A 13,487-nucleotide genomic window follows, 5' to 3' on the forward strand; every position below is an offset into this window, starting at 1 on the left:
CCGTTGCCCCGCCCGGCGGCCGCGACCGCCGGGCACGGTGTGTCCGCGGCGATCCCGTCATCCGCGCGCCTGCGTTCCTTCCTACTTACTAGCGGACGGTCGAGGGTTGGAGCCAGTTCCTCATCACATCGAGAAGGTGATCGACGTCGACCGGTTTGGGAACGTAGTCCGAGGCGCCGGAGGCGAGGCTCTTCTCACGATCACCCTTCATCACCTTGGCGGTGATCACGACGATCGGCAACTCGGCGAACTGCGGCATCTCCCTGATCGCGGCCGTGGTCGCGTAGCCGTCGAGCCCCGGCATCATCACGTCCATGAGGACCACCGCGACGTCGGGATTGCGGTGGAGGACCTCGATTCCGGCCTGGCCGTCCTCGGCGTAGAGGACATCCATCCCATACCCCTCCAGGACGCTCGTCAGCGCGAAGACGTTGCGGACGTCGTCGTCGACGATCAGCACCTTGCGGCCCGACAGGACGGTGTCGAGGAAGTCGGCGGGAGGCTCGTCGAGCAGCCCGGTCAGCGCCGGCTCGGGCTCACCGTTCCGGGTGTGCTGCCCCGGGTCGTCGATGGACCGCACGGGCTCGACCTGGGCGGCGGAGACCACCGAGGGCGGCAGGTCGGCCATGCCGGCGCCGGTGACGCCGCCGCCCGCGATGGCCCCGGCCACGGTGCCGCCGAGACCTCCGCCCCCGGCCAGCGCGCTCGACCGGGCGCCGGTGGGCACCGGCTCGTCCAGCGGCAGGCCCGTGCGGCGCCGGCCGTCCGGCTCGGTGTACTGGGCCGGCAGGTAGAGCGTGAAGACGCTGCCGTGACCCAGCTCACTGGCCGCGTGGATCTCGCCGCCAAGCAGGCGGGCGATGTTGCGGCTGATGGACAGGCCCAGCCCGGTGCCGCCGTAGCGGCGGCTGGTGGTCCCGTCGGCCTGCTGGAACGCCTCGAAGATGATCTGGAGCTTGTCCTCGCTGATCCCGATGCCGGTGTCGATCACCCGGAACGCGATCACGTCGGGGGTGTCCCACAGCGCGGGCAGCGTGAAGTCGATGTCGCCCGCCCGCTCGATGCGGAGCCGCACCTCGCCGTTGGCGGTGAACTTCACCGCGTTCGACAGCAGGTTGCGGATGACCTGCTGGAGCCGCTGCTCGTCGGTGTGGAGCGTGGCCGGGACCTCGGGGGCCACCTCGACGTCGAAATGCAGGCCCTTGTCGACCGCCAGCGGCCGGAACGTGGCCTCGACATAGTCGACCAGGCCGGAGACCGGCAGCCGCTGCGGGTGCAGATCCATCTTGCCCGCCTCGACCTTGGCCAGATCCAGGATGTCGTTGATCAGCTCCAGCAGGTCGGTGCCGGAGTCGTGGATGGTCTTGGCGAACTCGACCTGCTTGTCGGTCAGGTTGCCGCCGGGGTTCTCCGACAGCAGCTTGGCCAGCACCAGCAGGCTGTTGAGCGGCGTGCGCAGCTCGTGCGACATGTTGGCCAGGAACTCGGACTTGTAGCGGGAGGAGATGGCCAGCTGCTCGGCGCGCTCCTCCAGCGTCCGCCGGGCCTGCTCGATCTGGAAGTTCTGGATCTCGATGGCGCGGTTCTGCTGGGCGAGCAGCGCGGCCTTCTCCTCCAGCTCGGTGTTGGAGTGGCGCAGCTCACCCTGCTGGCGCTGCAGCTCGTCCGAGCGCTCCTGCAGCTCCTGGGCCAGCCGCTGGGACTCGGCCAGCAGCGCCTCGGTGCGGGTGTTGGCGCTGATCGCGTTGAGGGTGACCCCGATCGTCTCGATCAGCTGGTTGAAGAACGCCAGGTGCACATCGCTGAACCGGCCGAACGAGGCGAGCTCGATCGCGCCCAGCACGGTGTCCTCGAAGATGATCGGCAGGACGATGATGTTGACCGGCGCGGCCTCGCCCAGCCCGGAGCCGATCTTGACGTAGCCGGCCGGGGCGTCGGCGATCAGGATGGTCCGGCGTTCTATCGCCGCCTGGCCGACCAGCCCCTCGCCGAGCGCGTACCGCAGCCGGCCCGCGTGGCCCTTCTTCACGCCGTAGCCGGCGATGAGCGCCAGCTCGGTGTCGTCGGTGGCCTGATCGGCCAGGTAGAACGCGCCGTACTGGGCGCTCGCGGTCGGGGTCAGCTCGGTCATGATCAGCTCCGCGACCTGCATCAGGTCGCGGTGGCCCTGCATGAGCCCGCCGATCCGGGCGAGGTTGGTCTTGAGCCAGTCCTGCTCCTCGTTGGCGCGGGTGCTCTCGCGGAGCGTGGCGACCATGAGGTTGACGTTGTCGGTGAGCTCGGCCACCTCGCCGCGGGCCTCGACGGCGATGTTGCGGGTCAGGTCGCCGCGGGCGACCGCGCTGGCCACCTCGCCGATCGCCCGCACCTGGGTGGTCAGGTTGCCGGCCAGCTCGTTGACGCTCTCGGTCAGCCGCTTCCAGGTGCCCGACACGCCCTCCACCTCGGCCTGCCCGCCGAGGCGCCCCTCGCTGCCCACCTCGCGGGCGACACGGGTGACCTCGGAGGCGAACGAGGAGAGGGTGTCGACCATCGTGTTGAGCGTGGTCTTGAGCTCGAGGATCTCGCCCTGCGCGTCCACGTCGATGCGGCGGGTCAGGTCGCCGTGCGCGACCGCGGTCGCCACCTGCGCGATGTTGCGGACCTGGTAGGTCAGGTTGGACGCCATGCCGTTGACGTTCTCGGTGAGGACCTTCCACATGCCGCCCGCGCCCGGAACGATCGCCTGGCCGCCCAGCCGGCCTTCGGTGCCGACTTCGCGGGCGACGCGGGTGACCTCGTCGGCGAAGGCGGACAGCGTGTCGACCATCGTGTTGATGGTGTCCTTGAGCTGGAGGATCTCGCCCTGCGCGTCGACCGTGATCTTCTTGCCGAGGTCGCCTTCGGCGACCGCCGTGGTGACCTGGGCGATGTTGCGGACCTGGGAGGTCAGGTTGTTGGCCATCGAGTTCACATTGTCGGTGAGGTCCTTCCAGACCCCGCTGACGCCGTGGACCCGCGCCTGGCCGCCCAGCCGGCCTTCGGTGCCGACTTCGCGGGCGACGCGCGTGACCTCGTCGGCGAACGCGGACAGCGTGTCGACCATCGTGTTGACGGTGTCCTTGACCTGAAGGATCTCGCCCTGCGCGTCGACGGTGATCTTCTTGGTCAGGTCGCCTTCGGCGACCGCCGTGGTGACCTGGGCGATGTTGCGGACCTGGTAGGTCAGGTTGGACGCCATGCCGTTGACGTTGCTGGTCAGGTCCTTCCAGACCCCGCTGACGCCCGGTACCCGGGCCTGCCCGCCGAGGCGGCCTTCGGTGCCGACTTCGCGGGCGACGCGGGTGACCTCGTCGGCGAACGCGGACAGCGTGTCGACCATCGTGTTGACGGTGAGCTTGAGCTGGAGGATCTCGCCCTGCGCGTCGACGGTGATCTTCTTGCCGAGGTCGCCCTCCGCGACGGCGGTGGTGACCTGGGCGATGTTGCGGACCTGGGAGGTGAGGTTGTTGGCCATGGCGTTGACGTTGTCGGTGAGGTCCTTCCAGACCCCGCTGACGCCCCGTACGTTGGCCTGCCCGCCCAGCTGCCCCTCGGTGCCGACTTCGCGGGCGACGCGGGTGACCTCGTCGGCGAACGCCGACAGCTGGTCGACCATGGTGTTGACCGTCAGCTTGAGCTCTTGGAGCTCCCCGGACGCCTCGACCGTGACCTTGCGGGTCAGGTCGCCCTTGGCGACCGCCGTGGTCACCTCGGCGATGTCACGGACCTGCGAGGTCAGCCTCCCCGCCATGGCGTTCACCGCCGCGGTCACGTCCCGCCAGCGGCCGGACGTGCCGCGCACCGGGGCCTGACCGCCCAGCCGGCCTTCCGTGCCGACCTCGCGGGCGAACTGGGTGACCTCCCAGGTGAACCGGTCGAGCAGCTCCACCATGCCGTTGACCGCCTTGGCCATGCGCAGCAGCTCGCCGCGCATCGGCCGGCCGTGCACGCGCAGCTCCATCCGCTGGTTGAGATCGCCGGCGGCGACCGCCTCCACCACCCCGAACATCTCGGTGGCCAGGTCGGTGAGCTTGTCCAGGCTCGCGTTGGCGTCCTCGGCCATCGAGGACCAGGTGCCCCTGAGCGCCCCGGGAGGTATCCGGCCCTGGAGATGTCCCTGGCCGATCTCGCGACGCACCCGGCTGAGCCCCGTTGCCAGGTGCGCGGCGTTCTCCCTGATATCGCGAACGGTCTCCATGGCTCGTGAGACGGCACCCTCGCCGGGTGCATCCAAATCGACGTCGAATCTGCCGTCCCGAAAGGAAGTCAGTGCCTTCAGCAGCGGTTCGAGATCGGCGTCGCTGTAGCGCGGCGTCGTGTCGGCGCCCGAGCCCTCGCGGCGAGGGCGAAGCTCGTTACGGGGCATGCTCTTCATCCTCCTGGCCCGCGAATTACAGGTGGCCGGGGACCACGGACACCCCTTGAGGCCGGTCTACGTACTCTACGTTGCCGAGGTGTGGAGATCCTGACTGTTCGCCACCGTATCCCTACAGTTCGGGACCCGTGGAGCACTGCAACCTCTAGGTCAGGGCCCGTAGTCTTCGTGTTACGGTCTGTCGAGTTGTGTGGGCGTGACCGCTCTTGCCCGGCCCTGCGCCGGGCGCACCCACCCCGGCGCCAGGGCTCTCCGACCGAGCCTGGCCGAGCGGTCGACCCGTCTGTCACGATAGCCAGGCTTGGCAATTTCCCGGTTCGAGGTGAGGACGACGTTGGAACGGCAGACGGTGTCGGCCACCTTCCCGTCCGCTGCGGCCTCGGTGGCGGACGCCCGCCGCTTCGTACGGCGTGTTCTGGCCGACTGGGGCATGGAGGAGGCTGCTGACGACGCCGTGCTCGCCACCAGCGAGCTGGCGACCAACGCGGTCACCTATGCCGGCACCTCGTTCGAGGTGGCCTGCCGTCTCGCCGACGACCAGATCCAGGTGGAGGTCCGTGATCTCCATCCCACCCGCGCGATCGCGATGCCGGGCCTGAACGCCTCCAGCGGCCGCGGCCTGCCGTCCATCGCCCGGCTGGCGGCCTCCTGGGGCGTCACCTACGAGGGCCGCACCAAGGGCGTCTGGTTCCGGCTTCCCCGGCCCGGGGTCAACGGCACCGGGTCCGACGCCACCAACGGCGGGATCCCGGTGGTCGTGGAGGGCCGTGACGACGCGTCCCGCTTCGATCGTGAAGGCCGCGCCCAGCGCCGTGATCTCGATCACGGCGCCGGCGCCGAAAGCGGCGGCGCCGGATTCCGGGTGGACGGCGCCCGCTCCATGGGCCGTGGGGGCGCTCCACGCGGCGGCCGTGTGACCGCTTCCCAGAATGCCTCCCAGAGCGCCGCCCAGGACGCTCTCGCCACCGGCGACCGGGTCCTGCGCTCTCCGGCCGCACGTGAGACCCTCGACGACGCGGTGACGGCCGTACGCGACGCGCTCGCGGCCGACGCGGCGGCGGTGCTGCTGACCGAACGCGACGGCCGGCTCGTCCTCAGCGCGTCCGCGGGGCTGCCCGACGAGCTGAAGTTCAGCGATCTGTCGGTGGCCGCGCTGGGCCCCGAGGCCCTCGGCGGCGGACCCTGGGTGTCGGCCGACGCGACCGACCCGGTCGCAGCCGCACTGCGGGCCCGGTCGATCGCCGCCGCCCCCATCGAGGCGCAGGGCCGTCTGATCGGCCTGATCGTCGCCGTCGGGAGCGCGCCGGACCGGTTCGACGAGACCCACGGCGCCCGGCTGGGGCGGATCGCCGACGAGACGTCGCTGGCCCTGGAAAAGGCCCGGATCGGCGAGCTGGAACGGTCCTGGCGCGGCTGGCTGAGCTTTGTCGCCGAGGCCAGCGACCTGCTCGCCGGGACGCTCGACCAGGAACGCACCATGGCGCTCGTCGCCCAGCTCGTGGTCCCGCGCCTGGCGCAGTGGTGCGCCGTCTACACGGTCGGCGACAGCGAGGCCGCCCAGCTGGCCTACGTCTGGCACGCCGACGAAAACCGCGCGGACGGCCTGCGTGAGCTCCTCGACCACGCCGACGTCGTGCCGGAGACGGACGCGCCCGGGCCCTGGCACGGCTTGACGACCGCGCCGCCCGCGGCACGGGCCGCGGCCGGCGACACGGCGAGCGACCAGGCGTACGCGTTCCCGCTGGTCGCCCGCGGGCGCCGGATCGGCACCATCGTCATCGGCCGCCCCTACGGCGACCGGTTTCCGCGAAGCGCCGTCGAGCTCGCCGAGGAGCTGAGCCGCCGCGCCGCGCTCGCCGTCGACAACGCCCGCCTCTACTCCGCTCAGACCGCGATGAGCAGCGCGCTGCAGCGCAGCCTGCTCCCGCCCGGCGTCCCCGACATCCCCGGCCTGGAGGTCGCGGTCGTGTACGAGCCGGCGGGGGAGGGCAGTGAGGTCGGCGGCGACTTCTACGACGTCTTCGAATGCGCCGGGCAGGTCGGCGGCCCCTTCCCTGGGCAGGGCACCTCGCCGCCGTCCGCGTCCCGCTGGCGGTTCGCCATCGGGGACGTGTGCGGGACCGGCCCCGAGGCCGCGGCCGTCACCGGCCTGGCCCGGCACGCCCTGCGCATACTGGCCGCCGAGGAGATGAGCGTCCCCGACGTGCTCGGCCGCCTCAACCGCCTCATCCTCGGCGAGGGCGAGCGGGGACGGCTGCTCACCCTGCTGCACGGCGAGATCCGGCCGCGCCCGCGGCGGGACGGCGTGGCGATCCGGCTGACCAGCGCCGGCCATCCGCCGCCGCTGGTGCTCGACCCGGACGGGACCGTGCGCGAGGTCGCCTCCCCGCAGCCGCTGCTGGGGGTTTTCGATCAAGTGGACTTCCATACCGATACCGTGGACCTGCGGCCCGGGCAGGTACTGCTGTGCGTCACCGACGGTGTCACCGAGCGGCGAGCGGGGGCCCGGCTGCTCGGTGACGGGCACGGTCTCGAACGGCTGCTGGCCGGATGCACCGGCCTCAGCGCGGGAGCCGTGGCCGCTCGTATCCAGCGGGCGGTGCGCGATTTCGGGGCTGAGCCGTCGAACGACGACGTTGCCCTCATAGTTCTCCGGGCGTCATGATGAGAACATCGATCGGTAAGGTGGGGTGGCGTGGGGCTTGCCTTGCACACGACGCGACAAGATGGACGCGCGACGATAGCCGCGCGCGGCTCCATCGACCTGCACTCCTCCGACGAGCTGCGGGCGCGGTTGACCGAGCTCGTGGACGCGGGCGAGCGGGAGGTGGTCGTGGACCTCACCGCCGTGGACTTCTGTGACTCCTCAGGCCTCAACGTGCTGGTCCGCGCCTACAAGCACGCACGCGCCCAGAACGCGACCCTCACCGTCACCGGTGCCTACGGCAGGGTCGAGAACGTGCTGCGCACGACGGGCCTCGACCGATTCCTGATCGGTGGCGCCGCGACCGATGGATCCCCGGGCTGATAGTGACGGACGACATGACCGAGACAACGCTCCGAGCAGCCCCGCAGACAGAGGCCGTGGAATACGCACGGCGGCTGGCGGCCCGCACCATGCGGGCCTGGTCCCTGATCGACCGCGAGGAGCTCGTCACGGCCATCGTGGCCGAGCTGGTGGCCAACGCGGTCCGGCACGCCGGGACGGCACTGGAGCTGCGGCTGCTGCGCGGCTCCGGCCGGGTCCGGGTGGAGGTCCGTGACCGGGCGACCCAGATGCCCCGCCTGACCGTCCCCGGCCCGCTGGACGAGTCGCACCGCGGCCTGTTCATCGTCGACCGGTTCGCCAGCTCCTGGGGAGCCGAGCCGGTCTCCGGCGGCAAGGTCGTCTGGGCCGAGGTGTCCACCTGAGCCGGGACTCAGGCGGACACCCCTCACTCACCGTTCAGGCGGTCTTCCGGTAGAGCTCGGCGACCATGAAGGCCAGGTCCAGTGACTGGCGGCGGTTGAGACGCGGGTCACAGGCCGTCTCGTACCGCTGGTGCAGATCGTCCTCGGCGATCTCGTGCCCGCCGCCGACGCACTCGGTCACGTCGTCGCCGGTGAACTCGATGTGGATGCCACCCGGATGGGTGCCGAGCGCCCGGTGCACCTCGAAGAACCCGGCCACCTCGTCGAGCACGTCGTCGAGGCGGCGCGTCTTGTGGCCGCTCGCGGCCTCCCAGGTGTTGCCGTGCATGGGGTCGCACACCCACGCGACCGGCGAGCCGTGCTGGGTCACCTTCTCGATGAGGGGCGGCAGCGCGTCGCGGATCTTGCCCGCGCCCATCCGGGTGACGAAGGTGAGGCGGCCCGGCTCGCCATCGGGGTTGAGCTTGTCCATCAGGGCGAGCGCGTCGTCGGCGGAGGTCGTCGGCCCCAGCTTCACGCCGATCGGGTTGCGGATGCGGCTCAGGAAGTCCACGTGGGCCCCGTCCAGCTGCCGGGTCCGCTCACCGATCCACAGGAAGTGCGCCGACACGTCGTACGGCAGGCCGCTGAGGTGGTCGACGCGGGTCAGCGCCCGCTCGTAGTCCAGCAGCAGCGCCTCGTGGCTGGAGTAGAACTCCACCCCGTGGAACTCGTCGGGATTGGCGCCACAGGCCTTCATGAACGTCAGGGCGCGGTCGATCTCCGCGGCCAGCTGCTCGTACCGCTGGCCCGTCGGGCTCTGCGCGACGAAGTCCTGGTTCCAGGCGTGCACCTGCCGCAGGTCGGCGTAGCCGCCCTTGGTGAACGCGCGGCACAGGTTCAAGGTGATCGCGGAGCAGTGATAGGCCTGCAGCAGCCGCCACGGGTCGTTCCGGCGGGACACGGCGTCGAAGTCGAAGCCGTTGACCGCGTCACCGCGGTAGGCGGGCAGCTCGACGCCGTCGCGCACCTCCGTCGGCTTGGAACGGGGCTTGGCGAACTGCCCCGCCATCCGGCCGATCTTGACCACCGGCACGCTGGCGGCGTACGTGAGCACCACCGCCATCTGCAGCAGTGTCTTGAGCTTGTTCTTCACCGCGTCGGCGGTGGATCCGTCGAACGTCTCGGCGCAGTCGCCGCCCTGCAGCACGAAGGCCTCGCCCCGCGCGACGGCGGCGAGCTCCTCCTTGAGCTGGTCGCACTCACCCGCGAAGACGAGCGGCGGCTGCTTGGCCAGCGCGGCGGTGACGGCCGCCAGTTCGCCGGTGTCGTCCCATTCGGGCTGCTGGAGGGCGGGGAGGGCGCGCCAGGCGTCGAGATCCCCCGTGATGTCTGTGGCCATGTCGAGTAGTACCTGCGAACTGTCGGTGGTGGGGTGCTGTCGGTATGAGTCGCACTGGTCGGTATGGGTCGCACTGTTAGACGCCCGGCATCGTCCCATGGTTGGGATATCCGCCGTACTGGCCCGAGGCTATGCCACCGACCGTGACGGGACATTAGCCGTAAGACGTAGACATCGTAAGGATCGGCCAAAATGAGCGGCGGCCCCGGGGAGGGGGCCGCCGCTTGGTGATCTTGCTGGGAGGGCGCGGACCAGGACGCACGGCCGGTCAGGCCACCTTCTCAGGCGGTCTCAGGCCGTCTTTCTCAGGCCATCTTTCAGCCGCCTCGCTCAGGCCGCCTTCGAACCGGCGGTCGCGCGGACCGGGGTGCGGAGCGGCTCCTCGGCGTGCGCGGGGCCTGCCGGGGCTCCTGCCAGAGCCCGGCGGCCGGTCAGGTCGGCCTCGCCCGCCAGCTGGCGGAGCCTGCGCAACGACCGGTCGGTGATCTGCCGCACCCGGTTGTGGCTCAGGCCGTAGCGCGCGCCGATCTGGGCGTACGAGAGCGGCTGGCCGCTGTCCATCCCGAACCGGGCACGCAAGATCGCGGACTCGCGTTCCGGCAGGCGCTCCAGCAGGCGGGCCAGGCCCTCCAGATCATCCAGGGCGACGACCTCCGCCTCCGGCGTGATCGCCTCGGGGTCCTCCAGCAGGTCGCCCATGGGGGTCTCGCCGGCGTCATCGATGGTCGCGTCCAGGCTGGCCGGGTCGCGCCGCCAGCGCAGCAGCTCGTCCACGTGCTCGGGCTCGGCGCCCACGGCCTGGGCCAGCTCCTCGCGGGTGGCCTCCCTGCCCAGCTCACGGCTCAGCTGGCGCTCGGCGCGCCGCAGCCGGGACAGCTCCTCCTCGACGTGGACGGGCAGCCGGATGGTACGGGCGGTGTGGCTGAGCCCGCGTCCGATGGCCTGCCTGATCCACCAGGTCGCGTAGGTCGAGAACTTGAACCCGCGGCGGTAGTCGAACTTCTCCACCGCGCGCATGAGGCCGAGGTTGCCCTCCTGTATGAGGTCGATCAGTGGCAATGAATCAGTGGGGTATTTACGGGCGATGGAGACGACGAGCCGCAAGTTGGCCTCGACGAAGCGCTGCTTGGCACGCAGGCCGGCCTCGACGAGGTCCTCCAGCTCCTCGCGGGACGCGCCGTCGTGCAGCGAACCCTCTTCGAGCAGCTGCTCGGCGTACAGGCCCCCCTCGATCGCCTTGGCCAGATCGACCTCCTCCACCGCGTCGAGCAGCGGTGTGCGGCCGATCCGGTCCAGGTAAGCCCCCACAAGGTCCTTATCGGGGGCGTCGATCCTGTCGCCCTTGGTACGGGTTGCAGCCATCCTGACCCTTCTCCGATGCGATCTCCCTAGGAGGAGAACGCTCATTACAGCCCGGTGATTCCCAGTTAGGGAATACTGCGAAGCTGTTCGCCGCTCTACCGTCCTGATACCCCGACCGAGGAGAAAACGACATGGCGACGGTCACACTGACCGCTGAGAACTTCGACGAAGTGGCGCAGGGCGAGGGAATCGTGCTGGTCGACTTCTGGGCAGCGTGGTGCGGGCCGTGCCGCCGGTTCGCACCGGTCTTCGAGAAGTCTGCGGAGAAGCACGGGGACATCACGTTCGCCAAGGTCGACACCGAGGCCCAGCCTGAGCTCTCCGAGCGCTTCGGCATCGCCTCCATCCCGACGCTGATGGCGATCCGCGATGGCGTCATCGTGTTCGCCGAGCCGGGCGCCCTGCCCGAGCCGGTGCTCGAGAACGTCATCGAGCAGGTCCGGGGGCTGGACATGAAGGACGTCCGCGCCCGCCTCGGCTCCTGACCGCCCGCCTCGGCTCCTGACCTTCCACCGGTCCTGACCCTCCACCGGGTGGCCGATGATGGACGGGTGCTGCCCGACATCGTCGAATACCTGGTGTGTCCGCTGTGCGGAGCGGATCTGGCCGTGGCGGAGAGAGCGCTGCGCTGTCCCTCCCGGCATTCGTTCGACATCGCCAGGCAGGGGTACGCGAACCTGCTGCCTGGCGACGCTCGTACCGGAACGGCCGACACAGCCGAGATGGTGCGTGCCCGCGAGACATTCCTCAGCGCGGGACACTTCGCCCCGGCGGCTGATCTGCTCGCGCAACGGGTGAGTGACGGCGGCGGGCGGTGCGTGCTCGACGCGGGCGCGGGCACCGGCTATTACCTGGGTGCCGTGCTGGACAGGCTCCCTGAGGCGGTGGGGCTGGCTCTCGACATCTCCAAGTACGCCGCTCGGCGTGCGGCCCGGGCGCATCCCCGGATCGGCGCCGCCGTGGCCGACCTGTGGCGGCCGCTGCCCGTGCGGAGCGGGAGCATGGACGCAATCATCAACGTCTTCGCGCCGCGCAACGCCGCGGAGTTCCGCCGGGTGCTGCATCCGGCCGGCGTCCTGCACGTTGTCGCGCCTACGTCCCGGCATCTGGATTCGCTGGTGGATGCGCTAGGACTGCTGTCGGTTGACGAAGAGAAGTCCGAACGGATGGAGCTCGCTCTGGGCGGGGACTTCGAGACGACGACACAAGAGAAGCTCGAAACCGAGGTGTCCTTGGGGCGGGAAGACGTGGCGACGCTCGTGGGCATGGGTCCGAGCGCGCACCACATCCCTGCGGAGGAACTGGCGGAACGGGTGGCGAAGCTACCCGACCCGGTCCGGGTCACTCTGTCGTTCGTGCTCACGGCCTTCCGTCCCCTTCGGCAGGACGGTTGACGTGAGTTCGAGCACGACCTGCGGGATGTCGCCGTGCTGCGCGAGGCTCTTGACGGCGGGAACATCCACCACCTCGTACACGAACGACGCGGCGATCGAACGGCTCACCCCGGACAGCAGGACGCGCTGAAGCGCCTGGCCTGCCCGGAGCCATTCGGCGGGCGAGTTCCCCTGGGTGGTGAGGACGGCCTTCTGCAGGCCGTCGCCGGTCGCCGGAAGCGTGTGGAGAGTCGCGCCTTCGAGCCGGGCCGCTTCCGCCAGCTCATTCAGGACGGTCAGCGAAGGAGCGCTGCCGGCGGGTGGTCGCCGTGCGGGGAACGGGCGCAAGGTGGCGGCGAAGAGAAGACGTTCGGAACGGGGCACGCGATGACGGCGGCCCGCCAGCCGCACGGCCGCCAGCAGCGTGGGAGAACCGGGGTCAGGAAGCAACCGGACGACCGCCTCGTGGCCGACCTGCGCGGCAGCGAGCCGGAGATTGACCAGCGCCGCACCGCAGCTGATGTGCAGGCCACGCCCAGCCGGATCGTGCATGGGCCGGAACCTCGCCGGATCGGCCCGCACCTCGATGAGACCGGGGACGACCTTGAACCGCCAGGCGTGCACGTCATGGATGGTGGGTCCCATGGTCGCCGCGACCACGCGTCGCTCCGCCGAAGCGTCCAACGGCTTCCCCTTCCGGACAGCGTCACCAGGGCGTCCCGGGGCGCGGCTGAGCGAACCGTACCGCAACGTGAAGTGGGGCATGTAGTGCGTGACCTGCGAAGTTTTGGGATTGGGAACGGCCTTTGTCATCAGCTGATGCAGAAGTCGCTGGAGTGGTAGACGGTGATTTTGGGGTGCGATTTGACGCTTTAGGCAGGGCGGCTTAATGTTCTGCCTGCCCCGAGGGATGCGGGACGCCGAGAGGCGGACGGCCCCCGGGGAGACCAGATCAGAAAAACCGGTTCGAGCCTCGCTCGGCCTGTTGTACGATGGTCTGGTTAGCCCGGAACGGGATGCAGGACGCCGCAAGGTGGCCGGCCCGAAGGGCGCTCTCACAAGTCGAAGCGACAGGCTTCCCGCCTGTGCGCATCGGTACGTGGGCACCGAATCACTCTCTACTCGTTAAAAAGATCTTCGCCAGATCGACTTGACAGCAGAGAACGACAAGGTAAGTTAGAAGGGTTGCCCCGGAGCCGGGTGCCGCGGGAGCGGTGGTTCGGCGCGGTGGGTGTCCGTTTCTTGAGAACTCAACAGCGTGTTAAAAGCCAGTGCCTTTATAGGCCAGGCTGTCTTTTGGATGGTCTGGTCTCCCCGTGACCGTGGTTTTTGGATCATGGTTGGGGATTTCTTTGAGGCAAAGCGATCTTGTGATCGCATTGCTGGGATTTTTCTCTGAGGTTTGGCGGTCCGGGTTTTGCTCGGGTTGTCGTTGTGCCTTGATGGAGAGTTTGATCCTGGCTCAGGACGAACGCTGGCGGCGTGCTTAACACATGCAAGTCGAGCGGAAAGGCCCCTTCGGGGGTACTCGAGCGGCGAACGGGTGAGTAACACGTGAGCAACC

Annotated in this window: 9 protein-coding genes and 1 rRNA gene; 6 read left to right on the forward strand and 4 right to left on the reverse strand. The window is 69.7% G+C overall.

The window, feature by feature from the left end; all coding sequences use genetic code 11:
* Positions 1-88: 88 nt before the first annotated feature.
* Complete coding sequence (locus tag ACH34W_RS51435; RefSeq protein ID WP_395968608.1) at positions 89-4,396, reverse strand: HAMP domain-containing protein; 4,308 nt, start codon at positions 4,394-4,396, stop codon at positions 89-91.
* Between the two features lie 301 nt (positions 4,397-4,697).
* Between ACH34W_RS51435 and ACH34W_RS51440 the strand changes: the two genes are divergently transcribed.
* The 3 genes from ACH34W_RS51440 to ACH34W_RS51450 are packed head-to-tail and all read left to right on the forward strand — an operon-like array spanning position 4,698 to position 7,807.
* Entirely contained in the window at positions 4,698-7,061 is a 2,364-nt protein-coding gene (locus ACH34W_RS51440) for a SpoIIE family protein phosphatase (protein WP_395968609.1), read from the forward strand.
* Positions 7,062-7,091: 30 nt separating this feature from the next.
* Entirely contained in the window at positions 7,092-7,424 is a 333-nt protein-coding gene (locus tag ACH34W_RS51445; protein WP_395968610.1) for an STAS domain-containing protein, read from the forward strand.
* A gap of 14 nt (positions 7,425-7,438) precedes the next feature.
* Positions 7,439-7,807 (forward strand): ATP-binding protein, encoded by a 369-nt coding sequence (locus ACH34W_RS51450; protein ID WP_225993381.1) that lies wholly within the window; start codon positions 7,439-7,441, stop codon positions 7,805-7,807.
* A gap of 34 nt (positions 7,808-7,841) precedes the next feature.
* Here ACH34W_RS51450 and ACH34W_RS51455 read toward each other — a convergent pair whose 3' ends face one another.
* Complete coding sequence (locus ACH34W_RS51455) at positions 7,842-9,188, reverse strand: class II 3-deoxy-7-phosphoheptulonate synthase (RefSeq protein ID WP_395968611.1); 1,347 nt, start codon at positions 9,186-9,188, stop codon at positions 7,842-7,844.
* A gap of 330 nt (positions 9,189-9,518) precedes the next feature.
* Complete coding sequence (locus ACH34W_RS51460; RefSeq protein ID WP_395968612.1) at positions 9,519-10,550, reverse strand: RNA polymerase sigma factor RpoD/SigA; 1,032 nt, start codon at positions 10,548-10,550, stop codon at positions 9,519-9,521.
* A gap of 131 nt (positions 10,551-10,681) precedes the next feature.
* Between ACH34W_RS51460 and trxA the strand changes: the two genes are divergently transcribed.
* Both trxA and ACH34W_RS51470 read left to right on the forward strand, forming a co-directional pair.
* The gene (trxA, locus tag ACH34W_RS51465; protein ID WP_395968613.1) at positions 10,682-11,035 is read left to right on the forward strand and encodes a thioredoxin; all 354 of its coding nucleotides are present in this window, start codon (positions 10,682-10,684) and stop codon (positions 11,033-11,035) included.
* 48 nt (positions 11,036-11,083) lie between these two features.
* Complete coding sequence (locus tag ACH34W_RS51470; RefSeq protein ID WP_395968614.1) at positions 11,084-11,944, forward strand: putative RNA methyltransferase; 861 nt, start codon at positions 11,084-11,086, stop codon at positions 11,942-11,944.
* Here the strand turns inward: ACH34W_RS51470 and ACH34W_RS51475 are convergent.
* Positions 11,873-12,607 carry a hypothetical protein gene (locus tag ACH34W_RS51475; RefSeq protein WP_395968615.1) on the reverse strand — a complete coding sequence of 245 codons (735 nt, stop codon included), beginning with the start codon at positions 12,605-12,607 and terminating at the stop codon, positions 11,873-11,875. The two genes, ACH34W_RS51470 and ACH34W_RS51475, sit on opposite strands and share 72 nt — an antisense overlap.
* 755 nt (positions 12,608-13,362) lie before the next feature.
* On the opposite strand from ACH34W_RS51475, the gene ACH34W_RS51480 reads away from it, so the two are divergent.
* A 16S ribosomal RNA gene (locus tag ACH34W_RS51480) occupies positions 13,363-13,487 on the forward strand; the annotation flags it as partial.

The sequence above is a fragment of the Actinomadura sp. 6N118 genome, from assembly GCF_044326415.1.
GTDB lineage: Bacteria > Actinomycetota > Actinomycetes > Streptosporangiales > Streptosporangiaceae > Spirillospora.